Below are 26532 nucleotides of genomic sequence, written 5' to 3' on the forward strand. Positions count from 1 at the left end.
GTCTCGCCCCTGTTTGGGATAATTAGTCTTCGTCGATGCTAGACTCATAACCTTCGGCATCTAGCAGACCTTCGACTTCGCTTACGTCGTCTGCTTTAATGCGGAACATCCAGCCGTCGCCGAATGCGTCTGAGTTAACCAGCTCTGGTGAATCTTCCAGATCCTCGTTAACCGCCACAACTTCGCCACCGATTGGCGCGTATACATCAGAAGCCGCTTTTACCGATTCTGCTACGGCAACGTCGTCGCCAGCACTTACTGTACTACCCACTTCTGGTAGTTCTACAAACACCATGTCGCCAAGTAATTCTTGTGCGTGCTCAGTGATACCAACAGTGTAAGTGCCATCACCTTCGTTGCGCACCCATTCGTGAGTAGATGCATAACGTAATTCAGAAGGTACGTTGCTCATTTGTTTTTCCTTTCATGTTTATCGTTATCCGGAAAGACAGCGGATTCCGGTGAATCAAAATAAGTAATACGTGCCGTTGTATTGAGATAACAGCACGTTTATGCGCTAAGTCTGATTGTTACAGTACGCTTTTGCCATTTCTGACAAAGCTGGGTTTTACCACATTTACTGTAACCCACTTTTTACGCATTTCCACCTCTGCGGTGTCAGATTTTGTTGCGGGCAAACGCGCCATCGCAATGCTGTGTCCGAGAGTGGGAGAAAACGTTCCCGAGGTAATCACACCTTCGCCTTCTGGCACTTTGACTTTCAGGCCTGCACGAAGAACACCTTTGTCGGTCATCACTAAGCCCACCAGCTTATCTGTGCCTTTTTCGTTCTGCTTTTCGAGTGCTTCACGCCCAACGAAATCACGCTCGGCTGGCTCCCATGAAATTGTCCATCCCATGTTTGCTGCCAATGGCGAGGTATTTTCGTCCATGTCTTGGCCATATAGGTTCATGCCCGCTTCTAAACGAAGCGTGTCACGTGCGCCCAAGCCACATGGCTTCACGCCCGCATCAAGAAGTTGTTGCCACAACTCGGCTGCGCGATCAGCAGGAACCATAATTTCGTAACCCGCTTCGCCAGTGTAACCGGTCGTTGCAATGAATAAGTCTTCAGCTTGCACGCCAAAGAACGGCTTCATGCCGTCTACCGCTTCGTTTTGCGCGCCAGTAAATACTGTTGCCGCTTTCGCTTTGGCTTTTGGGCCTTGCACCGCAATCATGGCAAAGTCAGGCTTTTCAGTGATTTCAACATTGAAGCCTTCGGCTTTGCTACGTAGCCAGTTCATGTCTTTTTCACGCGTAGCCGAATTCACAACCAAACGGTAATTGGTTGCATCAAAGTGGTATACAATCAAGTCATCAACCACACCACCCGCTTCGTTAAGCATACCGCTGTACAAGGCTTTGCCTTTTTGTACCAGTTTAGCCACGTCGTTGGCCAACAAATAACGCAAGTAATCTTTGGCCTGCGCACCTGTTACATCAACAATGGTCATATGGGATACATCAAACATGCCCGCATCCTGACGCACAGCGTGGTGCTCTTCAATTTGCGAACCATAGTTAATCGGCATATCCCAACCGAAGAAATCAACCATCTTTGCGCCAGCTTCTAGATGCTTAGCATGTAGGGCAGTTTTATTGGTCATAGGTAAGACTCTTATTCATTTAATGAAGCAAATTATAGTGATCCCTCGCCCGCTCAAACAAATTTAAACTACTAATGCTTACATTTACTTTTTAAATGTATTAGATTGTTCACATTATAATAGTTAATGAACTTAATTTTCATCTAACCGCAAACACTGACATGAAACAGCTTTCACTCGATAACCTACGTACCTTTGTGACCATTATTGACGCAGGTGGTTTTGCCAAGGCAGGCGAACAGTTGGGCCGCTCTCAGCCGGCAATCAGTTTGCAGGTAAAAAAACTTGAAGAGCAATTAGGTAAACGGCTATTCGAAAAAGTGGGACAGCGCCAGGTAGCAAACCACGATGGCCAAACGTTATATCAATACGCCCGCGATATGTTAGCCATTAACGACGACATATTCCGGCAATTTGAACAAACCCACTTAACGGGCCGACTACGGTTAGGCATTCCCAGTGAATTTGCCAATACCCTGTTGCCCGGTGTGATTGGCGAATTTAGCAAGCTCTATCCCGACGTGACCCTTGAAGTTACGTCGTCGCTAAGCCGTCATTTACTCAGTGAAAGTTACCGTTCGCAGTTTGATTTAATATTGGCGCTCGTACACCCTGAAGAAGAAACCCGCGGCGAAGTGGTACTTGAAGACGAACTGGTTTGGGTGGGCGATCGTACTCGCCCACAAACGCAACACATGCTTTCACTGGTGTTGGCGCCTGAAGGCTGCGTATACCGTAGTCGCGTTATTGAACGCCTGAAACAGCAAACAACCGCATGGCGCATCGCCTATACCAATGCCGATTTGTATGGCCTCATTGCCGCTATTCGCCAAGGGTTAGGCATCACCGCGCTGGCTCGAAGCAGCCGTCCTTCAGAATTAACCATTATTAAACACCGCCACCTTCCCCATTTGGGCACCATTAAAATTTGTTTATTCAATCAAGACACGCAGCATCCGCAAGTTAGTAAAACGCTGTCAGAATTTATTAAAGCACGGCTTGGTCAAGCCGCCACGATGTAGTAGTGTTAACGGCTGCCTATAAAAAACACGGATGACACAATGACAACACACGGCGCAATGCCCACATTTGAAACGGATACGTTTATTCTACGTCCACTCACACTTGATGATGCCGCCGCGCTAAACGCGGTAAATCAAAACCCGTTGGTAATGAAATACATCAAAGAGCCAGAATCAACGGTAGAAGAAACACGAGAGTATTTGCGTAACGGCCCTCTCGCCGATTACGAAACCTACGGATACGGGCGTCACGCTTGTATCGATAAAGCATCAGGCAAGTTAATAGGTTTTAGTGGCATTAAGTATCTACCAGAATTTGGTCATGCCGATGTCGGCTATCGTTTTTTGCCTGAATATTGGGGGAAAGGATTGGCAACCCAAACCGCCTCTATTACCCTACAATACGGCCTCGAACAATGCGGATTGACCAATATGTTGGGGATAGCTATTCCAGAAAACCACGCATCTATTCGTGTACTGGAAAAACTCGGCATGCGATTTCGTCAATACGTAGATTACTTCGACACCAAATGCAGTTTATTGAGTTTACAGCCGCTGTAGTATTTTTTAATCTCTTTTGCCATGCGCCAGCATGCTTGTTAAAGCTCACATAACCTCGCCTGGTCAGAGAGGTTCTGGCGCAGCATTTCGCCTTTCATCCATTGAGTGAATGCTTCGATACGTTTGGTACGGGGAGAGGTGTCGTCATACACCAGTGAATAACTTACACCGGGGCAAAGCGCCACGTCAAACAAGCGAACCAATGCCCCTCGCCTTTCCAACTCAGAAGCAATGCTATTGGCCGCCAAGCAAATGCCCTGCCCGCCCAATACCGCATTGATACTCATTTCCCATGTGGTAATTTCAACAGTGTCTTTGTTAATTCCTTGGGTATTAACGCCTGCGCGATTTAACCAAGCCGTCCAACAATAGGGCGTTGGTTCTGGTGGCTGAACCAGCCAACATGACAAAACATCTTCTGGCTGATTAATTGCCACTTTATTAAGAAGTTCAGGTGAGCAAAAGGCGAACACAGGATCAGAGTATAAGTGCTCGCAATGTAACTTAGTTGTTGCCTGAAAATCCTGACGAATTGCGACATCAATATCGGAATGCAATAAATCTTCGTACTGGGTAGAGGAAACAATACGAATAGCGATATCAGGGCGCAACTGTGAAAACTGCCATAGTCGCGGCACCAACCAATAGGAAGAAAAAGACGGCGGCGCAGTGACCGTGAGTACACCCGCTTCTTCTTCTTCACTCACCAAATTTAAGCCACGAGATATGGTTTCAATTCCGTCGGTCACATGCTCGGCCAACACTCGCCCTGCGCGCGTAAGCTGCATACCCCGCCCCACGCGCTCAAAGAGTTTAACCCCCAATTGAGATTCCAGATTGCGCATTTGCTGGCTAATGGCAGCTTGTGTCACCGAGAGTTCTGACGCTGCTTTGCTATAGCTCTGATGCCGTGCTGACGCTTCAAATGCACGCAGAAAGGGAAGGAATCGCAAACGATTATTCATAAGTTAATCTTATATTACTGGTTAAAAAGGATTGTTCGTATTGTGATCATATCTACACCACAATATCAACTCAAAACAAAGACAAGGAGGCAATCATGGACATACTAAAAAGCAAATATAATAATGGATTTAAAGAAGAGAAATCTCTATTCCTTTCAATTAACCTTGTGCTTTTTATAGCCGTATTCTGGTTAGTCAAACAGTGGGACAGCGTAGATACAGAATCGCTATCTACGTATAAGTAAAATTTGTCGTGCTAAGGTAAACATGAATAAATCGCTATCGTCTTGTCATTCCTGTGCTAGTGTTAATTCACGCCCCTGAGTAAACTTGATGTGGAGACAGCAGATGCGATTATTCGTCTGTGGCCTATTCGCGTTAGCTTTCTTTAGCGTGTCGGCTGATAGCCGAACCATCGTTAAGTTTGTAGATAAAACCGAAGCGGTAGATCCTCAAAAAGACTATTACATTGAAGTTCTGCGATTAGCATTGGAAAAAAGCCGTGACAGCCATGGCGACTATGTATTGCAGCCTGTTGCGGTGCCCATGCTGCAAAATCGACAACTGCAAAGCCTGCATTTGGGTATGATCGATGTTGTGTGGACCATGACCTCACAAGATCGTGAAGACCGGTTTACTGCCGTGAAAATCCCTTTGCTTCGCGGGCTAATGGGATACCGCGTTTCAATGATACTCAAAGAGTCTCAACCGATTTTCGATAAAATCACCACCACTGAGGGGTTTAAACGGCGGCTGGCACTCCAAGGGCACGATTGGCCCGACATGGAAATTTTAACCCATAACGGCTATCGGGTAAGGGGGTCATCGACCCATGAAAACTTCTTTGCCATGTTACTTCGACCAGATATTCAGCATATTCCTCGCAATATCTTAGAAGGATATTATGAGTGCGAAAACCTTAATCGCAACGTTTTTTCCTTAGAAGCAAAGCACTTGCTCGTCTATCCCACCGCCATTTACTTTTTCACCTCACCACGTTCACCCGAATTAGCGGAACGGTTGTACGTCGGACTTAAAAACGCCCAACGCGATGGCAGTTTTGATGCGCTATTTTTGAATTACCCTATGCACAAACCTGTTTTTGACAGTGATCCAATCAAAGGACGTTTGGTGCACTGCTTAGAAAATCCATTATTACCTGAAGATTTTCCCATTGATGACAGGCAACTATGGATGGATGCCGTTGATAAACGCTACGCTGTGTGTGATTTTCATAAAAAACGGCAGTAACAGTTGTAACGTTGTCAGCATGAAAAACGTCCCGATAGGCACTTACACATCGGGACGTACCACTAGCCAGTTTTTGACCGTCGAATTAACACCTACTCACATTAATAGAACTCATAACTTACGCTAAATGTGGCAGTTCTTGGCATAATGAAACGCCCATTGGGTGCAGTAGGGTTACGTGGATCACCCTCGGTTAACCCTTCTTCATCCGTCACGTTTTGCATGGCCACTTCAAACTTTAAGCCCTGATCAGACATTAGCGTTAATCCCAAATCAATTTGCTCATACCCTTCAAGAATTTGGTTAGGGTTGTTGTCGTTAGATGCAAAGCGATCATCAACCGCAATGAGGGTTCCGTACAGATTCGCAGTAAAGCCTTGCAGATCAAATTCATAGCTCGGTGTCGCGCGAAGCTGCCACCCAGGTTGACGCTCTAACTCATTTCCTTCGTTGTTTGCACTTTTGGTGATTTCAGTGTCTTGAAGCGTGGCATTTACGCTAATAGAAAAACCGCTATCGTGATAATAAGCGGCATCTAGCTCAATACCATACGCTTCAGAGGTGAAGGTTTCAGCAGGCGCACCCGGACGGCGCACGAAAATATCGCCCTCGACTTCATTGAAAAAGCCTGTCGCATAGAAGCTCAGGTTTTTCTCTGCCAACTTATAACCGATTTCGTATTGAGTGATGTCGCGCATAAGATCTTCGCCATCTAAATATGCGCCATAGTTATCGCGAAAATCATCAAAATAAGGCATCTTGCTGCCCTCACTCGCTCTAAAGAACACCCCAGTGTTAGATGCAAGTTGATAATTGACGCCCGCAGTCCATCCTGTTGCACTTTCATCATATTGCACAGCCTTGGTGATCACACCATCTAGTCCCTCATCAACGGTGTATTCAATTTCGTGATTTTCACGACGAAGGCCAATATCTGCCGACAATGCCTCGGTAAAGCGATATTCAAATGCACCATACACGGCGGTAGTTTGCCCATCACCAACACTGTTGATATCGTAATCCCACGTACAGGTGTCTTCATTATCATTACAGTCGATGCCGGTGAGGTTTTCACCGCCTGGCGCAATTACGTGATACGCCTGATTCCCCAGTGCCCACCAATCTTTGGCAGAAAAGTCTGAGCTATATAGACCTACGGTGAATTGATAGGCCTCTGCATCTTTTGTCACAGCTAAGTCGTTAGTGAAAGCTTCAATGTCTTTTAACACAACCCAGCGACCAATTTGCTGAACCAAGGTGTCGCCTTCATACACATTGCCCGTGGTTGCACCTACTGCGCTTGCACCATTGTCAGCAACCGAGCTTAGTTGTACAGGGCTCCCTTCAGGCACTAAGCCATACGTGTCAGCTTTACCACTTGTGTAGGCAAAACGGTCAACAAACGTCCAACCGTTACCCAATTCAAGGTTGATTGAACCGCCAGAAATTGAGCCGTCCCACCCTCGGCCATTGCCAAAATCGAACGCTTGCTTCGTACCATCAGGCCCGTATGCAATGGTCGCCTGACGATTTAGCGTGCCGATTTGCGTATATTCATTGTCAACGCCTTCTACTAACGGCGTGGGTAAATACCACGTACCGTGATCATCTGTGATGCGAGTGAAAAGGTTAATTTTCCCGTTATCCAGCTCTTTGGTGATGTTAACCGTAAACTGATGCCCTTTTTCAGAGTTAAAACCCGCATCTCGAATGCCGCTGCTTTGCTGAACGTAGCCACCCATCATAAAGTAAAGGTCGTCAGAGATGGCACCGCTTACTACACCATCAATACGCTGTAGGTCATAGCTAGATGTCGTGTACTTTACTAACCCTTCCGTCGTATCGCCGCCTTCTTTAAGAATAAAGTTGGTTGTTAGGCCGGGTTGACCATTCGACACCACGGAATTCGGGCCACCACGGAGTCCATCCATGAAGGAAATGGTTTCATCAAAACGAAACAGGGTCGAGTTTTCTAAAAAAGACAGTGTGGGAGGCTGGAAAACCGGTACACCTTGGAGTTGCACGGTTAAAAACGGCGCGTCGCCTGTACTGGGAAACCCTCGCACATAAACATTCGCACCAGAGACACCGCCTGAACTCTCGGCCCACACGCCAGGCACGGCTTTAAAAATATCAGCCGTGCTCTTGGGTGCCAGCTTTTTGATGTTGTCAGCATTCAACGAGGTAATCGCAAAACTCGTATCTACCTTTCGCATCGATTTACCGCTGGCGGTTCCTGTTACGATAATTTGCTCAACCATATTTTCCTGCTGCGTAGCTTCAGACGACGTCTCGGATGAAATCTCGGATGAAATCTCGGATGTCGCTTGTGCATAAGCAACACCAGACATCCCACTGGCAAGTCCTAATGACACTGCAAGAGATAAAGCACGTACAGAAAAACGTGTGTGTGTTTGGGTGTATAACGTAGATTGAGTTGTTAACTTCGTAGCAAGTTGTGATGAAAGCCTTGTGTTCATAACCTGTGCCTCTGGTTTCGAATTGTTAATTTTTTGTTTACTATATGAACGAATGCAATCGATTGCAATATTTTTTTTAACAGGTAAACTCAATATGACTAAATGAACAGTGTCGCATTCCTCACATGAGAGGCACTTGAGTTTGGTGCGTATTAGGGTATCTATGAGGAATACACATTCATGCACGCTTCACATATAGCGAGTTCTGACATACACGCCTTTTTAACTAGCGAATTATTTGCAGATATTCAAATGGCGGAACTATTCAGCGACAGCAAATTATTTGCCGACGCCACACTTAAAGCACCATTTAGCGATATTAACAGCGCGTATCAGGCAGAAAAACTCAGTGAAACATTCGACTTAGCACAATTTATTCTTCGCTTTTTTACCCTGCCTGCGCCGTTGATTGATGCCCTGAACACAGATTATGATGCGCCACCCCACCTCTTGTCCCATATTCAAACGATGTGGCAGCAGCTTCGAAGATCGCCAGATAAGAACGAGGCTAATAGCTTGCTTCCCTTACCCAACGCGTATTTGGTTCCAGGTGGTCGGTTTCGTGAAATTTATTACTGGGACAGCTACTTTTCGGCACTAGGACTAGCACAAGATGGTCATGAATCCCTTGTATTATCTATGACCAAGAACTTTCTCCACCTGCAAAATAGTCAACTGTGCATCCCAAACGGCAATCGATTGTATTATGTGAGCCGTTCTCAGCCGCCGGTGCTGGCTTTGATGGTTTCTTTGATATGTGAGAACAAATGGACCAACGATGATCATACATTTTTAGAACAAGCACTTCCGATGCTCGAAAAAGAGCATGCCTTTTGGATGCGCGGCGAAAGTACCCTAAAATCTGGAGCAGCTACCAGTGAAAAGCGTGTAGTAAAAATGCCTGATGGCAGCATACTAAATCGCTATTGGGACGAGCTAGCAACCCCAAGGCCTGAATCTTATGAGGAAGACATCGCACTCGCTGCGGGTAAAACGCCTGCTGATGCCGCAGCGTTTTACCGCCACATTCGTGCGGCTTGTGAATCTGGTTGGGACTTTAGCACCCGCTGGTTGACGTCGCCTGATGCGCTTGATTCAATCAACACCACAAACATCGTGCCGATAGATTTAAACTGCTTATTGTGGAATCTGGAAAACACGTTACATAAGCTGTATACGGGCAAAGATAGCATTAAGGCAAATCACTTCAAAACCCGCGCCGACAACAGAGCAGATGCAATCAATCGGTTCTGCTGGAATAGTCAAAGCGCCTTTTACTTTGATTACAATATTCAAACCCATACGCAATCAACGGTTGCCTCCCTCGCGGCCACCTTACCCCTGTTTTTTAAACTGGCTAGCCGCGCACAAGCCAAGTCAGTATTAGCCACACTCAAGCGCGATTTTTTAGAAACCGGAGGATTAGTCACCACCACCCAGCTCAGTCATCAACAATGGGATAGCCCCAATGGTTGGGCTCCCCTTCAATGGTTTGCCGTTATTGGGGCAGAGCAATACGATGATCGCAGTTTCGCCAAAGAAGTCATGTCTCGTTGGGTGCACACAGTAGATGCATTTTTTCAGCAACATCACACCATCATGGAAAAATACAATGTCGTCACGCCTGATATTGCAGCCAGTGGCGGTGAATACGAGGTGCAATCAGGTTTTGGCTGGACGAATGGAGTCACTCGCATGTTTATCGCCAAGCTTCAAGACTACGAATAAGTCTGCACCGCAGACCGATTCCGTGATATAACTTCTGATCTAATAAGAAGTACAATAGTTGTAATGAGTAATAAAGCGCACACACTTACCGATGTAGCCAAAGCGGCGGGTGTTTCAGAATCAACCGTGTCGCGGGCCCTTAATAACAGTCACTTGGTGAACGACAAAACCAAGCAGCGCATTCAAGCCATTGCCAGTGAGATGAATTTTCAAATCAATACACTGGCACGAAATTTACGCACCCAAAAATCGAATACCATTGCGGTTATTTTGGTAAAGCAGTCAGAGGAAGATCAATCAGCCTCAGAGCCTTTTGTATTAAGCTTAGTCGGTGCGATTGCAGATGAGTTGAGTCGCAGAAATTACGATCTTCTGGTCACGACAGTCACAACGCAGTCCCTTCACAAAATTAAGCAATTTGTTGATGAGAAAAAAGCCGATGGCCTGATTCTGTTTGGTCAGGGTGACGATATTCATACATTTAAGCAACACGTTGACCCGTCGTTACCCGTTGTGATTTGGGGCGAACTGGCCGACGAGCTGCAATATATCACAGTTGGCACTGACAACTTTCTGGGCGGCCAATTAGCGACGGAGCATCTATTAGCGCAAAACCGCAATAACATCTGTTTTGCAGGCCACCTTTCTTTTGAGACCGAGAAACGTTTTGCAGGGTATAAGCAAGCACTCCGTAATGCTGGCTTTCACTATACTCACCACCTAGAAACGCACTTTACCCATGAAGATGCATATCAAGTCGCCAAATCGTTAATTGCCTCTGGACACTTTATTTACGATGCGGTCGTCGCTGCCAGTGATTCTATCGCACTTGGATTTCTTAAAGCGCTAAATGAAGCCAACATTCCTATTCCTGAGCAAGTGGCCGTTGTGGGATATGACGATGTTGCGGTATCGGCCTACGTGACTCCGGCTTTATCGAGTATTCGTCAAGACACACAATTGGGCGGGCAATACTTGGTCGAGCAGCTTTTCAAAAAAATGTCAGGCGCGCCCTGCGAGTCTGTTGTGTTAGCGACGAACCTGATTATTCGTGGAAGCTCCGAGGCAAATTAATCGCCTTATTGTCGAATGAATACGCGGCAATCATGTCGCGTTCAGCCAAGTGGTGTATCTTCGACGGTGCACATCACCGTCTGCTCACTTTGACGACTGCATAGCTAATGCTTGCTAATTTTTGTTACGCGTAACAAATCATTGCAATCGTTTGCAATCCACCCAACAATGAGTAAAATGCAATAAAGAATTAAACATTTTGTTTACATGAGTGCAGTAATGGTAAAACCCTCTACAACATCATCAGCATTAACCTCAATGGGATCACTTCAAGTCTTGATCTGCCTGATCGTGACCTATTTTATTTTTGCGATATTGCTGAACAGTGTTGGCACCGTCATCCTACAGTCTATTGAAACCTTCAAGATCTCAAAAACGGCCGCAAGTGCCCTCGAAGGATTTAAAGACTTACCGATCGCCCTTGTTTCCTTTTTTGTTGCCTCTTACTTGCCACGCTTTGGTTTCAAGCCTGCCATGCTGTTGGGTATGGGGTGCGTCGCCATTACTTGCGCGTTAATGCCGCTGTTCTCGTCATTTTTTATGACGAAAATGTTGTTCATGAGTGTGGGCATTAGCTTCGCGCTTATCAAAGTTTCGGTGTATGCATTGCTGGGGCTTATTTCTGCTACACAAAAGCACCACGCCTCGAACATGAACATTGTAGAGGGCTGTTTTATGGTGGGCGTGTTAAGTGGATATTGGTTATTCGCTCATTTCATCGACCCTCAAAACCCCGCCTCGAATTCGTGGTTAAATGTCTATTGGTTGCTTGCCCTGGGGTGTTTATTAAATATGGTGCTTATTGGTTTGACACAATTTCCCAAGCTTGCCTCACCTGAAAATACAACAGTGACAGTTGCAGGCAACGAAGCTAGCGAAGCAACAGGGATAACATCAATGTTAAGCTTACTGGCCTTACCTTTTGTTTTAATGTTTATCTTATGTGCATTTTTCTACGTACTTATTGAACAAGGTATTGGTACTTGGCTTCCTACATTTAATAAAGATGTGATTGGCCTTGCAAATAACCTTAGTGTGCAAATTACCAGTATCTTCGCGGCGTGCCTTGCAATCGGTCGCTTGGGCGCAGGCGTAATACTTAGGCGCATGCATTGGTTTACCTTTCTTGCCTTTTGCATCACTGCGATGGCCATCTTAATGTTGAGTATTATTCCACTAACGTGGGGAATCGATGCCTCTTTACAGATTACTCAATGGCACGATATTCCTGCGGCGGCCTTTGCATTGCCTCTCATCGGATTGTTTATGGCTCCGATATATCCAGCTATCAATTCGGTGGTACTCACAGCGTTGCCTAAACACAAGCATGCTTCCATGACGGGGCTGATTATCATTTTCTCTGCGCTAGGAGGCACCCTTGGCAGCTTGATTACAGGCACAATTTTCGATTACTTTAACGGTCAGACCGCGTTTTACTTCATGCTAATTCCCATGAGCATCTTGCTCTTTAGCTTATTTATGTACCGTCTGAAACTCGAAAAAACATCACCTGACGTACAATAGTATGAACACTAAAACCATGAAATAAGGCACGTTTTCAGGTAGGGTTGAAGAAAACTGTTCAAAAGGGAATTCGCCATGTTGTCTACATGTTCACCTCTTATCATGCGCATGTTTTCTGTTGCGATGATTATGCTGTCGCTTTCAGCCTCTGCCAAACCGGGAGCGCCCGCACCCGACAGAAAAGCAAACGAGGGGCAAGGTCCTTTTGAGCGCGTTATTTTACGTGGTGGGACGTTAATTAATGGTGAAGGCGCGCCTCCCAGAGGACCGGTGGATATTGTTATCGAAGGCAATCGAATTACTGATATTATCAGTGTCGGTCATCCTGGCGTTCCAGTATTAGACAGTAGCCGTCCCAACGCACAAACTGGCGATAAAGAAATCGACCTGACAGGAAAATATGTCATGCCTGGGTTTATTGATATGCATGGTCATATTGGTGGCTCGGCAGACAATATTCCAGCCGAGTATGTGCTTAAGCTGTGGCTCGGTCACGGCATTACCACAGTCAGAGAGCCAGGTAGCTTCAATGGTATGGACTGGGTCATGGATCACGTTCGAAGAAGTGACAATAACACCATTGTTGCACCGCGCATTGTCCCCTACAAAGGATTTGTCGGCAAAGAGGTAAGACAATTCACGCGTCCAGAACAAGCAAGAGAGTTTGTAAAACAAGCACAGGCGCAAGGTGCAAAAGGTATTAAGTTCTTTGGTGCAGCACCTGACATCATGGAAGCCGCGCTCGATGAATTAGAAAAACGGGATATGGGCTCAGCCATGCACCACGCCCAGCTCAACGTGATGGGCATGAACGCCCTTGACTCTGCACGCTTAGGATTGACCACCATGGAACACTGGTATGGATTACCTGAAGCACTGTTTGAAAACCAGGTTATCCAAGACTACCCCGCCACGTATAATTACAACGACGAGCAGCACCGTTTCGAAGAGGCCGGAAACTTATGGCTGCAAGCCGCAGCCCCAGGAAGCGACAAATGGGTAGACGTGCGTGACGAGCTCATTGAGCTAGACTTTACTCTCAATCCCACGATGACAATTTATGAAGCTAGCAGAGATCTGATGCGCGAGCGCCGTGCGATCTGGCATGATGAATATACCCTTCCTACGCTTTGGGCGTTCTTTACACCCTCTCGGTATGCCCATGGATCGTATTGGTTTGACTGGACGACAGCCAACGAAATTGCGTGGAAAAAGAACTACCAACGCTGGATGGCCTTTCTAAATGATTACAAAAACCACGGTGGACGCGTAACAACCGGTTCAGACTCAGGCTATATCTATAAGATTTATGGGTTTGGCTACATTCGTGAACTTGAGCTTTTGCAAGAGGCAGGATTCTCGCCACTTGAGGTGATTCAAGCCGCGACGCTTAATGGCGCACAAGCATTGGGAATGCAAGATAGCATTGGATCTATCAGCGTAGGCAAACTGGCAGACCTAGTGATTACGGATCACAATCCTCTTCAAAATTTCAAAGTGCTATACGGAACCGGACACTACCGTCTTAACGACGACAACCAACCGGTTCGCGTGGGCGGCGTGGTTTACACAATGAAAGACGGCATTTTATATGACGCTAAAGCGTTGCTCAGGGATGTCAGAAACATCGTAAAACAAGCAAAAGCAGATGCGGGGAACTAGCAAGCTCGCAGGCTCTTTTGGCCTAAAGCCATTCGTATGGCAGTCGTGCAAATCCAATTTTCAAGGTTGTACGTATTTGAATGCACGTACAACCAAATCTATAGGGCAACGTGATGGCTAGCGATTACCATACTAACGAAAAGGTAAAGTGGCGATGGGGAAAGGGCTTTGGTGAAGGGTATATACGAGACAAGTATACCGATTCAGTCACCCTCACCTTGCAAGGCGAAGATGTAACACGGGACGCAAGCCCCAACAATCCAGCCTATTTGATTGAGCAACAAGACGGGGCAGAAGTGTTAAAGCTTGCCTCAGAAATCAGCAAAGCCAGCTAAAGCTATTTAGCAAGCTTTGCCATTTGAGGTAAATCGCCCGTTAAACCCATTGCTTGCTGTACGATATGCTCTTTAGCAAAAGGCATCGCATCAACCACGGTCAGGCCAATATCTCGAACGAGCTTTTTAAGGGGGTTAGCGCCATCAAACAAACGCTTGAAACCTTCCATTGCCGCAATCATTTTTGCGGCTTCAGCCTTGCGCCAGCGTTCATAAGATCGCAATAACGCTTCGTCACCAATATCTTTGCCCTGCTCATGTAATGCCACGACGGTTTCAGCCAGCGCAGCAGCATCCATAAACCCAAGGTTCACGCCCTGTCCAGCAAGAGGATGAATCGTATGCGCGGCATCTCCCACCAACGCAACACGTTGAGACAGCCAACGTCTTGCATAGCGCATTTTCAATGGAAACATCTGCCTTGATGTTTGGTCAACACTGTGCACTTCACACAGCCCCAGCTTGGCATCAAAAGCGGCAGTGAGGGCTTTGCTGAAGTCATTGTCGCTCAGCGCCATCAACGTTTTGGCTTGCTCTGTGCGCTGAGACCACACAATAGAGCACAGGTTGTCTTCATACAAAGGTAAAAACGCCAATGGACCATTAGGCGTAAACACCTGACGAGCACAATTTTGATGGGGTAAGGCCGTTTTCACCGTCGCCACGATACTTGATTGCTCATAATCCCAGAAGGTAATTGGTAACTTTGCTTGTTGGCGCACGAACGAGTTGGCACCATCAGCTCCAACAACAAGCCTAGCGCTTAGCATCGTCTGATCATCCAGCGCAATGAAGGTTTCTTGTTGTCCCTGCATAAACTGGTTGATTTTAGCGTTAGTAAACACCTGAATGTGATCGGTACGGCGCACTTTGGCCCAAAGTGCCTGCGTGATAACCTGGTTCTCAATGATATATCCCAACTGAGGCTGGCCTGCCGTGTGCTGATCAAATTCAATATGGGCGAAACTGTCTTGTTCCCAAACATACATTGATTGATAAGGCTGTAATCGGCTTTGCTCAATCTCTTCCCACACCCCCAAATTTTGCAACAGAGTACGAGAAGCGAGATTTAGCGCGCTGACACGCAAACCAGGAGAATCTGACAGTTGATTTGGCGCATCATTCGACTCAATGACGGCAATGTTTAGTTGGCTGTCTTTCATTGCCAGCGCACATGCAAGACCAACCATGCCTCCGCCAACTACGACCACATCAAACCCTTTCATCATGTGCGTTCCTTAATACTCTGCGCCAGTTGATTACGTGTCCCCTTGCCCATCGCTACGTCGGCAAATTGCTTTTTAAGCGGAGACAATTGATGAAGTGCGTACAACCCTGCATTTCGGGCAAACGTGAGGGGAAAGTAGTCATTAGAAAATAGCCTCACTAACGAGTCCGTCATTGAAATTGTGCGAGCCTGATCGCGTTTTTGAAGCCTTTGATATTGGTGTAACACAGAATATGCGCCAATATCCTGATGCAGTGATACCGCTTCTCGAAGGACACTAAGCAAACTGTACACATCTCGCAAGCCAAGGTTCAAACCTTGACCGGCAATAGGATGTAATGATTGCGCACAATTTGCAATCACCACCGCGCGATGACGTATGTGCTCTGAGGCATGAATCAATTTCAATGGATAGCTGCCTCTTTGTCCAACATGCTGGATAATGCCAGCTCGATAGCCAAATGCCGATTGCAGTTGGTGTGCAAACTGTGCTTCAGAGCAATTGAGTAAAGATGCTGCATCGCTCGGGTTTACACTCCATACCAACGACCACCTTCCCGCAGACCGCTCATGAGAATGCGACGTTAGCGGAAGCAACGCGACCGGCCCCGTATTGGTAAATCGCTCAAATGCCCGACCTGCATGAGGCTGATTTGTCGTAACATTCGCAATCACCGCCGTTTGTTGATAATCCGTCTCGTTAACTTCAAACCCCAATAAAGCGCGTGTTGGCGATTGGGCACCTTCTGCCACCACCAGTAATTTTGCATGTAGTTGTAATCCAGATTGCAGTGCTACCTGAATGCCATCATCTTGCTGCTCAAGCGCTGCTATACTGTCTGGGCAAAAAAGCTGTAGCTGCTTATTCACATACGGTGTGAGTGCTTGGTGCAATGCCTGACCTAACTCATGCAATTCAATCACACGGCCAAGCTCGTTTACACCAAATTGTTCAGCCTGCATAGAGCACGTGCCGAGCCGCCCTTTGTCTGACACATGTATGTGTTTAATTGCACTACCGAGTGTCGCCGCGTTACCAAGGCCATTGTCAGTTAAACGTTCAATACTATAGCGCGCTAAGGCAACGCTTCGCGCGTCAAAGCCGGGGTGATGTTGGTCTGCATCAAAGGGCTTGGCTTCTATCACGGCCACACTCAAGGTGGTGCTGTGGCAAAGCCCCAAAGCAAGCGACAAACCCGCAGCGCCGCCTCCTGCGATAACAATATCAACATCATGAGCAGGGTGTACTTTCATAATACGGTTCGATTGGCTCTCTTATTTAGATGACTGCATTAATGCTTCAATCTCGTCGGCTGATTTAACCACCGACGATGTTAAATTTTCATGCCCGGTTTCAGTGATCAAAATATTGTCTTCAATTCGAATACCGATGCCCCGCCATTGTTCGTCGACATCGGCATCTGGCGCAATGTATAAGCCGGGCTCTACGGTGAGTACCATGCCTGCTTTCAGCGGACGATCTTGACCATCAATTTTATAATCACCCACATCGTGTACGTCTAAGCCTAACCAATGTCCCAAACCATGCATGAAAAACGCACGGTACGCCTGACTGCTAACATTCTCTTCTACCGTACCACTAAGTAACCCCAACGCAATCAAGCCTTCACACAACACATCAATTGTGCGGTCAGTGGCTTGTTTCAAGGTTGCTCCAGGCTTCAGAATACTCAACGCCTCTTCCTGCGCGCGTAGAACAAGGTCATATAACGCGCGCTGCGGCGCAGAAAAACGACCAGACACAGGAAAGGTGCGGGTAATATCAGCGGCATAACCGTGAAGCTCAGCACCAGCATCAATCAAAACAAGATCGCCATCTTGCATGGCGTCAGTATTCTCGGTGTAATGCAAAATACACGCATTCTCTCCGCTACCAACAATCGTGCCATACGCGGGCGAACGAGCACCATTAAAGACAAACTCATGATGAAGCTCTGCCTCAAGTTGGTATTCTTTCATACCTGCTGTAGCGCACTTCATTGCACGTGTATGGGCATTGGCACTAATACGCGCCGCTTCACGCATTACCGCTTGCTCAGCCTCACTTTTTATCAAGCGCATCTCGTGAATAATTCGGCGTACATCACACAGCGATGCCGGTGGCGTTTTTGATTGCTTAGGGGCATCTCGTAACGTGGCTAACGCTTCAAAAATGGCATTGTCTGCGTCGGCGTCATGGCCTTGGGCAAAATACAAATAGTCATGCCCGTCCATCAAACTTACCAAAGCATCTTCTACGTGTTCTAGGGCATAAGCCTCATCAAATCCATATTGCCTCGCCGCCTCAGTAGGACCCACTCTGCGTCCTTGCCAAATTTCTGCCTGTTTATCTTTCGGTAAACAAAATAATATAGATAATGCGCCATCATTATCTGCGTGGTTACTCATTAGCAGTACGGCATCTGGCTCGGGGAATCCAGTCAGATAATAAAAGTCACTGTCTTGGCGAAACGGAAATTCCGTGTCGCGGCTACGCGTCTGCAAACGAGCAGCAGGCACAACACAGAAACTATTTGGTGGCAGCGCACCCAATAGCGCCTGTCGGCGCTGCAAAAATTCAGCTTGAGAAATATGCATTAGTGTACCGTTGGGGTTTCTTTGTCTTCTTCTGCGGGTTTACCCAGCTCGTTAAAGCACAACATGCTGGATACGCGCACGTATTCAACCACTTCAAACAACGCGCGCTCAGACTCTTCGTCTGGCGTCATTTCTTCATCCATTTTGGCAATTTCTGAGAAATCCTGAAGCGCCTCTTTTACATCATCTGAGCACTTCGTTAAATCTGCCTGAAACAACCCGAACCCCAACATAAAACCATGCACCCAATCGATCAACGCGTGTCCACGCTCATTGATGGGAGCCGCATCGTCGGGTAAACATAAGGTTAAACTAAATTCTGTTTCTACCAATTGCTGGCACGTATCGTTAAATACAGCCAATAAATGCTGTTTAACCTCATCTGAAAGCGCCTCGCCTTCATTGATAAAATCGGCCAGTGGCTCTAACCAATCACGGTTATCTAGTGACATTCCACCAGACAACATTCCCACCATCATCCCGTGGATTTCTGATGCACTGGTTAAGATCTTGTGTTGTTCAAGAATAATCGCGCTTTTTTCATACGCATTCTGAGATTCGTTAGACATGATTTTCCTCTGATATAACGCTGTAATGCTATCACTGTATGAGAGTATTGCCCAGTTTATCAGGCAATTGCCTTGATTTAGCGCAGGTGGAAATTGATTCCAACAGTTGACCTTGAAAGCCTAGCATTTCGTTCGTATATTATTTACTCAGCGGTTAATTTTTTGGGACGTTATGGCATCGACGTTGGTTTCCATTACATTGCTAGGAAAGCGTTACAAAGTCCGATGCCCAGAAGGAAAAGAGCAAGAATTAAACGCGGTTGCACAACGATTGAGCGAACGGTTAGAAGAAACCAAACGTAGTTCTGGCCTTACTGCGCGAGAAGATATTATAATGATGACTGCGTTGAATATGTGTCATGCAGAGCATCAGTCAAAGGACTAATCTGTAACACTCAATCATTCAACCATACAATATAATTTTCAGTTTCTATGCTGCCTGGGATGTTTGCCAGTTTAATCATGTCCCTGGCCGATGCTTTTATCTTAGGAAGTTGATTGCATTGCTTTTGTGCAGGCTCGGCGCGTATCGAGAAGCCTACGGCAATGATGATGCTTCCGCCCTGAACTTTTCGGTTCAAGGGCGAACGTTAAACAGCGGCATTCTGGGTGGCGCCCTTCTCTTTCAAAAACACACTAAAACTCCATTGCCCGTCAGGCGTTCAAAACACGGCTTTATCATGACGTAATTGAATTTGCAGTCTTCCAAAATTAAATCGAAAAAGTGGGTGTCTTAAACGCTAACTAAACGCTGATTTCGAAGAACACATTCAACACACCAAAAATAAAAAAGGCCGGTAAAAACCGGCCTCAGTCACGCAATTTTATCTCCCATTAGGGAGTATCAATATGTGAATACAGTTACCATCCACACTGACGATTCTGATTTTGCTTATCTAACCACGTTTTCAATGGCGCAAAATAATCCATAATCGCAGTTGCATCCATTTGCTCTTTTCCAGTCAGCGTTGCAAGTGCTTCCTGCCATGGCTTGCTCTTACCCATTTCAAGCATTTCATTCAACGCTTTACCGGCTTTTTCGCTACCGTAAATAGAACAACGGTGAATTGGCCCTTTGTCGCCTGCGATTTTACAAAGCTCTCTATGGAACTGGAATTGCAAGATATGTGCAAGGAAGTAGCGGGTATAAGGCGTATTACCTGGCACGTGATATTTAGCACCTGGATCAAACGCATCAGAAGGACGCGCAACTGGCGCCATTACGCCCTGATACTTTTCGCGTAATTCCCACCATGCAGTATTGTAATTTTCTGGCGTAATTTCGCCAGAAAATACACGCCAGCGCCATTGGTCAACAAGTAAACCAAATGGTACGAAAGCAATCTTATCTAACGCCATTTTTAACAGCATACCTACGTCGTTAGACTCGTCAGGGATAGTGTCAGTCAAGCCAATTTGCTTGAGATATTTCGGCGTAATAGACAATGCAATGGTATCACCAATGGCTTCATGGAATCCGTCGTTAGCAGAACCACGATAAAGCAAAGGTTGATCTTTATATGCACGCTGATAATAGTTGTGACCTAGCTCGTGGTGAATTACACCGAACTCTTCACCCGTTTTCTGGATACACATTTTGATACGTAAATCGTCTTTATCGTCTAAGTCCCACGCCGACGCATGACACACAACATCGCGATCAGCTGGCTGTTTAAACTGTGAACGCTCCCAGAACGTCTCAGGTAGAGGGGCGAAACCTAGCGAAGAGAAAAATGATTCGGCTTGCTTCACCATTTTAATTTCATCGTACCCATGAGTTTCTAGCGCTTTGGTCACATCAATAACGTCAAGCTTCTCTTCTGGTTTAACGATGTCGTAGATATTGCCCCAGCTTTGCGCCCACATGTTACCCAAAAGGTGTGCAGGAATCGGCTTATCTTGTGGTACAACGTCAGTGCCGTACTGTTCGCCTAGCTCAGCACGTACATGACAGTGCAATGCGTTATAAAGCGGCTTAACTTGTCCCCACAGGCGATCAAGTTCATTCGCAAAATCATCTGCTGGCATGTCGTATCCGCCACGCCAAATTTGGCTAACGTCGTCAAAACCCAGCTCCTTGGCACCCGAATTAGCAATCTTAACTTGCTCGGTATATAACGACTTCATCGGCGGCGCTACGTCTCGCCAGCCTTTCCATATTTCTAATAGCAACTCATGATCACGCTCATTTGCCATCATGTTGCTCATATTTGTAAGACGGAAACACTCGTCTTCGCTGCGGCAATACTTACCTGAGCCATACATACCTTGAAGCTCTGCGCCAATCGCCGAAAGGCGCTCAGACGCTTTGGCGTCGGCAGGTGCTGGCATGGTTAAACCGTATCGCATCAGATCCAGTTTGCGGCGCGTGTCGGCATCGACTTCTACATCATTAAATTTTGCAGATTCTTTCGCAATTTCTGCAGCACGACTCATTAAACGCTCTTCAAGATATGCAGCAACAGCAGCAGAATCTTGATTGATGTATGTGCTGTAAACCCAAGCAGCTTGCGCAGCCGGATACTGCAATTTTTCAATTTCTTGTTGGGCATTATCAACGAAGTTTTTGGCATCTTGAGCTGTCAATGTTTGCTCAGCGTGAGCGACTGCATTTACGCCCAAAGCCGCACTAATCAGCATGGCACTGATACGACGTTTAAGTTGCATAGTTGTTCCTTGTTAGGGTGCTTTATAATCATTATTGCGCATTCAGACTGCGCGAAAACATTAGAGTATATCAGGCAAACGCTGCCACCAATAGATTTGCGTTAATTTACATTTTTTGTCACAACAGCATTCGCTAGGTATTGGCTTTAATAACTATCCAATGATCCTCATACCGAAAATCCATTTTGACTGAGTAAACTGTCACCACCATGTTGAAAAATTGTCTGTATTAACGGTTACTCTAGGTGCGTTATCTGGTTGCACACCCTCTCACTAGAAAGTAAAAAACAAAAGTGAGTGCCTACAAACCTACCAGTAAGACGTTAGGTGCAGATGGGAGAAAGAACTATGTTTGCTCGTGTTATAACACCGCCGACATCAATCACACTGCGCGTATTGGGTATGACGTCATTCGCGCTCATGTCTTTATGGGGACAAGCCGCCCATGCAGGCGTTGCCACGATCGACTTCGATCGCAATGACATTCATCACGGCTCCGTGATCGCCAACCAATACCAAGACGACTACGGCGTCACGATACAGGCAAATAACTATGCCAGACATCACAATCTTGCTGTGGCCTACGACACTCGCCCTGACAACCCTTTGAACGCGGGCAAGCCAAACTGGGCATACGACCGCGATCTAGAAGGGCCATCTTGGGGCAATTCAAACTTATCCCAGTTTGGTATTGATGCGAGTCAACATCAAACGGGAAATGCCCTGGTTATTCAAGAGAATAATTGGGGATGCTCTGACGGTATTTGCGACTATCCAGACGACGAAGGGCATTACTATGGCGGCACTTTGAGCTTCAGTTTTAATGACTTTTCTATCAGTGATTTCGGCTTTGATTTAGTGGATATTCAATGCGATGAAATATTCCACTCCAGCGTTACGTTCGCGAATGCGATGGAATCTATCACATACAATTTCGCCTCTTTCGCTTATTCACCAGTGCACAACGCGGTATTCGGTGACAACTCACTCAATCGCATTTTACTGTCGTCTATTGGCATTGACGCAGACAAAGTCATATTTCGCATTGCTGGCTCTGGCGCTATCGACAATATTCGCTTTACCACAGATTCTTCTCCCGCCACAGCAGTACCAGAGCCTGCTACACTCGGGCTGAGCTTACTTGCGTTAGGACTATTCGGGTTACGCCAGAAAAAAGTGGGAGCACGTTATGGTAGATAGCCCTGCGACGCGCAACCTTATTAATGAAGAGTCTTTTCTTGTTCGCCAAGCACTGGGTGAGCAGTTCGAATGGCGCTGGGACAATCATCATAATGCGCTACTGACCGAATTTTCAGTAGACCATGAGCACCATGTATTGGAAACCCTCAAGCAATACTTTCCTAACATGTTTAACCGTAAAACCATCAAGCGTGCTCAACTGGAAATCAAACATAAAGCGGGAAATTTCGCTAAGTTAAACCACAAGCAACAACTGCTTATTCAAGATGATACAGCATCAAACAACATTATGGTCGCGTGGTGGCCTTGGGGACATGGAGCAACGGTGTCTGTCAGAATTTTTAGAACGAATACTGCGCCCTGCCCAGACAAAAAATCATTTTGGTCGAGGCTCTTTAATTAATTTTTTTGACCAATTAGTCAAAAAATTACGGAGTTTGATTTTCATTTCCTCTCAGTTGTGATAAAAATTCTCGTTTGGTTCGCAAATACCGTTTACTTCTCGCTTCAATTTAGCCATTGAAGAGGGTGCCTCGCATTTTATTGGTTGAGGACTTATGCTTTGAGCACACATTTTATACGCTCGCTAGATGCAGGTGTCATTAAAATGTAGATTGGTATTCGGTTACAATGCGCTACATACTTATTGAATTAAAGGATTCGGAAGCTTCATTATGGCAGTCATCAATTTTGGCTCTATCAATATCGATCATGTCTATCAAGTCGACCATTTCGTTCAACCTGGTGAAACGCTTGCGTCCTCACACTACCAACAGTTGTTGGGCGGTAAGGGTGCAAACCAGTCAATCGCGCTTGCTAAAGCAGGTGTCGAAGTCAAGCATGTTGGACGCATTCATGAATCCGACGCCAGCTTTAAACAAACCATGATTAAAGCTGGAATCGACTGTAAATATGTCGCGTGCACCCAAACACCTACAGGGCATGCCATTATTCAAGTAACGCCCGAAGGCGAAAACAGCATTGTTTTGTTTGGTGGTGCCAACCAAGAATTAACTGATCAGGATATTTTGCGTGCGTTAGACAGTGCCAGCGATAACGACTGGGTACTTACACAAAATGAAACCAGTGGCATTGAGCAAGTATTACGTCAGGCAAAAGACAAAGGCTTAAAGGTGGCTTTCAATCCAGCGCCAATGACTGAATCTGTGAAATCGCTTCCTCACAATTGTATCGATCTATTGATTGTGAACGAAGTTGAAGCAGCAGAAATTGCAGGCTGTGAAGCGCTAGACGAAATGGAAAGCTATTTTAGAACCCACTGGCCACACGCTGAGATTTTAATTACGCTGGGCAAAGCTGGCGTGCGCATGTTGCGTAAAGATGAATCTATTGATGTGCCAGCATTCTTAGTAGACGCTGTCGACACAACCGCTGCGGGTGACACCTTTATCGGCTTTTTCCTATCGTCTTACACCAAAGAACACGACGCAAAAACCGCACTCACACGTGCATGTGCAGCCTCGGCGTTAGCCGTGACCCGTGTGGGCGCTGCGCAGTCTATTCCTGAAATTGCTGAAGTAAACGATTTTTTGAAAAAGCAAATGTAACTAATTTCGCCATGGCGGGTGGCTCTCGCATTGGCTTACAAACTAAAGAGAACAAATATGGCACATAAAATCATACTTGATACGGATCCGGGCATCGATGATGCAATGGCAATCTTTTTCGCATTTCAATCTCCTGATATTGAAGTGCTAGGCCTAACGACTGTTTTTGGCAATGTTCCTGTCGATATGTCTGCGCGCAACGCACTCACTCTTTGTGAGCTTGCTGACCAAGATATCCCGGTTACCAAAGGTGTCGGCATGCCTTGGGTTGGCCCTGAGTCTACGTATGCACATTTCGTTCACGGTGACGATGGGTTTGGTAACATCAACGTTGAGTCATCAAAGCGCGAACTAGACCCACGTAGCTCTGCTCAATTCATCGTCGATATGGCGCGTAAGTATCCTGGCGAAATTACACTGGTTGCAATTGGTCCTTTGGGTAACCTTGCTCTGGCCCTTCGTCTTGAACCAGAACTGCCGAAGCTAGTTAAAGGTGTTGCGATTATGGGCGGCGCTGCATTCGTACCGGGTAACGTTACACCTGTCGCTGAAGCAAATATTTGGAATGACGCGCATGCCGCTGAAATCGTATTCGCGGCAGATTGGGAACTCACCATGTTTGGCTTAGATGTCACCAATGCCGTGCCGTTCACACCTGATTTCTTAAAAGAACTAGAAAACAAAAACGAAAAGCTGGGTGGATTTGTGAATAAATCTGCGCAGTTTTATGTGGAGTTCTATTCTCAGAACCGTGACGACCGCGTGTGTTTCTTCCACGATGCCATGCCGCTTGCTTATCTAATTGACCCAAGCCTATTTAAAATTCAATCTGGCCATGCTCGCGTATCGACTGATCCGCTGAATAAAGGCCAAACCACCGTGGCACCGGCTGGCACAACAGCAAGCCCATTGTGGTTAGAAGCGGCAACCATCAACGTTGCAGTCGATGTTGATCACGACCGTCTTCGCCAATTGTACCTAGACACGTACGCCAAATAAGCGACAATAAGCCCTGTTAATGCAGGGCTTTTTTATTACGCGTAGTGGATGTTATGACTCACAATCGAAACTACTATCGACAACATTTTCGCCAATTACGTAAATCGCTAACTCAATCTGAGCAGCATCGCGCCAGCCAAGATCTTCATCAACAACTTGTACAAGCTGCATTACTCAACAAAGCGCGCGTTGTCGCCTGCTACCTAGCTAATGATGGGGAAATTGATCTCACCCCTACCATCGAATATTGTTGGCAGCAAAACATTCAGATTGCACTGCCTGTGCTTCATCCGTTTAGCCAAGGTCATCTATTGTTCCTTAACTATCACCACAATACGCTGATGAAGGCCAATCATTATGGAATTGCTGAACCTAAATTAGCGTGTACCGATGTTATCCCACTAGCTAATATCGACCTGATTCTTGCGCCTTTAGTCGCCTTTGACGCCGAAGGTAACCGCCTTGGCATGGGCGGTGGATTTTACGACCGCACACTCGCTCCGATTAACCGTAATAGTTTAAATACGCAAGTGGTAGGTGTCGCCCACAAGTGTCAACAAGCCGATCATCTTCCCAGTGAGCACTGGGACATTCCTTTAGCAAAAATCATTACACCAAAGCAGGTTTTTTCTACGCGCTAATCCGCTATACTGCCGTACCATCTTTTGACCTCAAATAAGTGATCCTCTCATGACCCAAGATGATAAGAAAAAAGCGGCTGCGCAAGCTGCAATAGAATACGTAAAAGATGACAGTATAATTGGCGTAGGCACTGGTTCGACAGTCAACCATTTTATCGATGCTCTGGCTCCCATTAAACACAAAATAGCTGGGGCCGTTTCAAGTTCAGAAGCCTCCAGCATCAAATTAAAAGCATTGGGTATTGAGGTATTAGATCTCAACAGTGTGGGTAATTTTGATATTTATGTTGATGGTGCAGATGAAATCACTGAGCACAAGCATATGATTAAAGGCGGCGGTGCAGCCCTAACCCGAGAAAAAATTGTCGCAGCCGTTGCAGACAAGTTCATTTGTATCATAGATGACACCAAACAGGTTCCCGTGCTAGGGCACTTCCCGCTTCCTGTAGAGGTGATTCCTATGGCGCGTTCTTACGTCGCTAGAGAACTGGTCAAATTAGGCGGTGACCCGGTTTACCGTCAAGGCGTGGTTACCGATAATGGCAATGTCATTTTAGACGTTCATAACCTGTCTATTACCAACCCTGTCGAGCTAGAAGAAAAGATTAACAATATTGTTGGCGTTGTCACCAATGGAATTTTTGCACAGCGAGGCGCAGATATCGTATTAGTGGGTCAAGAAAGCGGTGTAGAAAAAATAGCATAATTTTTCTTCCACCTTCCCACGCATTTTGCTATTTTCGAGGACGTCTACTAGACGTCCAGATGGCTTATTTACATCTTGTTTACTTTTCATTTTTATATCCTATTAAAATGAAGAGTGATCAGTGTGAACACGCTATCGTCTGCA

Annotated in this window: 25 protein-coding genes and 1 other RNA gene; 17 read left to right on the forward strand and 9 right to left on the reverse strand. The window is 46.2% G+C overall.

The features are described 5' to 3' along the window. Nucleotides 1-22 precede the first annotated feature (22 nt). Both gcvH and gcvT read right to left on the reverse strand, forming a co-directional pair. The gene (gene gcvH, locus OE749_RS01850) at nt 23-412 is read right to left on the reverse strand and encodes a glycine cleavage system protein GcvH (RefSeq protein WP_263710640.1); all 390 of its coding nucleotides are present in this window, start codon (nt 410-412) and stop codon (nt 23-25) included. Nucleotides 413-530: 118 nt separating this feature from the next. After that, entirely contained in the window at nt 531-1610 is a 1080-nt protein-coding gene (gcvT, locus tag OE749_RS01855) for a glycine cleavage system aminomethyltransferase GcvT (RefSeq protein ID WP_263710641.1), read from the reverse strand. A 161-nt stretch (nt 1611-1771) separates the two neighbouring features. Here gcvT and OE749_RS01860 point away from each other — a divergent pair, with 161 nt between their 5' ends. Beyond that, entirely contained in the window at nt 1772-2632 is an 861-nt protein-coding gene (locus tag OE749_RS01860; RefSeq protein WP_263710642.1) for a LysR family transcriptional regulator, read from the forward strand. Between the two features lie 39 nt (nt 2633-2671). Beyond that, nucleotides 2672-3193: a GNAT family N-acetyltransferase gene (locus OE749_RS01865; RefSeq protein WP_263710643.1), complete on the forward strand. Its 522-nt coding sequence runs from the start codon at nt 2672-2674 to the stop codon at nt 3191-3193. 38 nt (nt 3194-3231) lie between these two features. Here the strand turns inward: OE749_RS01865 and OE749_RS01870 are convergent, their stop codons facing one another. After that, a complete protein-coding gene (locus tag OE749_RS01870; RefSeq protein ID WP_263710644.1) occupies nt 3232-4158 on the reverse strand; it encodes a LysR substrate-binding domain-containing protein in 927 nt (308 codons plus the stop codon). 95 nt (nt 4159-4253) lie between these two features. Here OE749_RS01870 and OE749_RS01875 point away from each other — a divergent pair, with 95 nt between their 5' ends. Beyond that, the gene (locus OE749_RS01875; protein ID WP_263710645.1) at nt 4254-4403 is read left to right on the forward strand and encodes a hypothetical protein; all 150 of its coding nucleotides are present in this window, start codon (nt 4254-4256) and stop codon (nt 4401-4403) included. A 103-nt stretch (nt 4404-4506) separates the two neighbouring features. Continuing rightward, complete coding sequence (locus tag OE749_RS01880) at nt 4507-5409, forward strand: hypothetical protein (RefSeq protein WP_263710646.1); 903 nt, start codon at nt 4507-4509, stop codon at nt 5407-5409. Nucleotides 5410-5510: 101 nt separating this feature from the next. Here the strand turns inward: OE749_RS01880 and OE749_RS01885 are convergent, their stop codons facing one another. Further along, nucleotides 5511-7760, reverse strand: coding sequence for a TonB-dependent receptor (locus tag OE749_RS01885; RefSeq protein ID WP_263710972.1), 2250 nt, complete (start codon nt 7758-7760; stop codon nt 5511-5513). 309 nt (nt 7761-8069) lie between these two features. On the opposite strand from OE749_RS01885, the gene OE749_RS01890 reads away from it, so the two are divergent. The 5 genes from OE749_RS01890 to OE749_RS01910 all read left to right on the forward strand — a co-directional run bounded on the left by OE749_RS01890 (nt 8070) and on the right by OE749_RS01910 (nt 14212). Continuing rightward, a complete protein-coding gene (locus tag OE749_RS01890) occupies nt 8070-9617 on the forward strand; it encodes a trehalase family glycosidase (RefSeq protein WP_263710647.1) in 1548 nt (515 codons plus the stop codon). A 63-nt stretch (nt 9618-9680) separates the two neighbouring features. After that, nucleotides 9681-10691 carry a LacI family DNA-binding transcriptional regulator gene (locus OE749_RS01895; RefSeq protein WP_263710648.1) on the forward strand — a complete coding sequence of 337 codons (1011 nt, stop codon included), beginning with the start codon at nt 9681-9683 and terminating at the stop codon, nt 10689-10691. Nucleotides 10692-10910: 219 nt separating this feature from the next. Then, entirely contained in the window at nt 10911-12215 is a 1305-nt protein-coding gene (locus OE749_RS01900; RefSeq protein WP_263710649.1) for an MFS transporter, read from the forward strand. A gap of 108 nt (nt 12216-12323) precedes the next feature. Beyond that, nucleotides 12324-13877 carry an amidohydrolase family protein gene (locus OE749_RS01905; RefSeq protein WP_404828114.1) on the forward strand — a complete coding sequence of 518 codons (1554 nt, stop codon included), beginning with the start codon at nt 12324-12326 and terminating at the stop codon, nt 13875-13877. A gap of 113 nt (nt 13878-13990) precedes the next feature. Beyond that, entirely contained in the window at nt 13991-14212 is a 222-nt protein-coding gene (locus tag OE749_RS01910; RefSeq protein ID WP_263710651.1) for a hypervirulence associated TUDOR domain-containing protein, read from the forward strand. Nucleotides 14213-14214: 2 nt separating this feature from the next. On the opposite strand, the gene OE749_RS01915 is transcribed toward OE749_RS01910, so the two are convergent. Genes OE749_RS01915 through OE749_RS01930 form a run of 4 tightly spaced genes read right to left on the reverse strand, consistent with a single transcriptional unit; the run spans nt 14215 to nt 18607 of the window. Then, nucleotides 14215-15438 carry an FAD-dependent monooxygenase gene (locus OE749_RS01915; protein ID WP_263710973.1) on the reverse strand — a complete coding sequence of 408 codons (1224 nt, stop codon included), beginning with the start codon at nt 15436-15438 and terminating at the stop codon, nt 14215-14217. Continuing rightward, entirely contained in the window at nt 15438-16694 is a 1257-nt protein-coding gene (gene ubiH / locus OE749_RS01920; protein WP_263710652.1) for a 2-octaprenyl-6-methoxyphenyl hydroxylase, read from the reverse strand. The genes OE749_RS01915 and ubiH overlap by 1 nt, the downstream gene beginning before the upstream one ends. Before the next feature lie 21 nt (nt 16695-16715). Next, on the reverse strand, nt 16716-18038 hold the full coding sequence (gene pepP / locus OE749_RS01925) for a Xaa-Pro aminopeptidase (RefSeq protein WP_263710653.1): 1323 nt from the start codon (nt 18036-18038) through the stop codon (nt 16716-16718). Beyond that, entirely contained in the window at nt 18038-18607 is a 570-nt protein-coding gene (locus tag OE749_RS01930; protein ID WP_263710654.1) for a UPF0149 family protein, read from the reverse strand. The genes pepP and OE749_RS01930 overlap by 1 nt, the downstream gene beginning before the upstream one ends. Before the next feature lie 172 nt (nt 18608-18779). Between OE749_RS01930 and OE749_RS01935 the strand changes: the two genes are divergently transcribed. Together OE749_RS01935 and ssrS are read left to right on the forward strand one after the other, a co-directional pair. Continuing rightward, nucleotides 18780-18992 (forward strand): cell division protein ZapA, encoded by a 213-nt coding sequence (locus tag OE749_RS01935; protein WP_263710655.1) that lies wholly within the window; start codon nt 18780-18782, stop codon nt 18990-18992. A gap of 48 nt (nt 18993-19040) precedes the next feature. Next, a non-coding RNA gene (gene ssrS / locus OE749_RS01940) (6S RNA) lies at nt 19041-19223 on the forward strand. Nucleotides 19224-19468: 245 nt separating this feature from the next. On the opposite strand, the gene OE749_RS01945 is transcribed toward ssrS, so the two are convergent. After that, nucleotides 19469-21274: a M2 family metallopeptidase gene (locus tag OE749_RS01945; RefSeq protein ID WP_263710656.1), complete on the reverse strand. Its 1806-nt coding sequence runs from the start codon at nt 21272-21274 to the stop codon at nt 19469-19471. Between the two features lie 348 nt (nt 21275-21622). Between OE749_RS01945 and OE749_RS01950 the strand changes: the two genes are divergently transcribed. The 6 genes from OE749_RS01950 (at nt 21623) to rpiA (ending at nt 26388) form a co-directional block, all read left to right on the forward strand. Next, a complete protein-coding gene (locus OE749_RS01950; protein ID WP_263710657.1) occupies nt 21623-22474 on the forward strand; it encodes a PEP-CTERM sorting domain-containing protein in 852 nt (283 codons plus the stop codon). Further along, nucleotides 22464-22877 (forward strand): hypothetical protein, encoded by a 414-nt coding sequence (locus OE749_RS01955; RefSeq protein WP_263710658.1) that lies wholly within the window; start codon nt 22464-22466, stop codon nt 22875-22877. The genes OE749_RS01950 and OE749_RS01955 overlap by 11 nt, the downstream gene beginning before the upstream one ends. A 271-nt stretch (nt 22878-23148) precedes the next feature. Further along, complete coding sequence (locus OE749_RS01960; protein ID WP_263710659.1) at nt 23149-24042, forward strand: ribokinase; 894 nt, start codon at nt 23149-23151, stop codon at nt 24040-24042. A gap of 57 nt (nt 24043-24099) precedes the next feature. Further along, nucleotides 24100-25041, forward strand: coding sequence for a nucleoside hydrolase (locus OE749_RS01965; RefSeq protein ID WP_263710660.1), 942 nt, complete (start codon nt 24100-24102; stop codon nt 25039-25041). A gap of 53 nt (nt 25042-25094) precedes the next feature. Further along, the gene (locus OE749_RS01970) at nt 25095-25682 is read left to right on the forward strand and encodes a 5-formyltetrahydrofolate cyclo-ligase (RefSeq protein WP_263710661.1); all 588 of its coding nucleotides are present in this window, start codon (nt 25095-25097) and stop codon (nt 25680-25682) included. 49 nt (nt 25683-25731) lie between these two features. Then, on the forward strand, nt 25732-26388 hold the full coding sequence (gene rpiA / locus OE749_RS01975) for a ribose-5-phosphate isomerase RpiA (protein ID WP_263710662.1): 657 nt from the start codon (nt 25732-25734) through the stop codon (nt 26386-26388). Nucleotides 26389-26532 lie beyond the last annotated feature (144 nt).

Source organism: Fluctibacter corallii, from assembly GCF_025751585.1.
In the GTDB taxonomy this organism is placed as follows: Bacteria; Pseudomonadota; Gammaproteobacteria; order Enterobacterales; family Alteromonadaceae; genus Fluctibacter_A; species Fluctibacter_A corallii.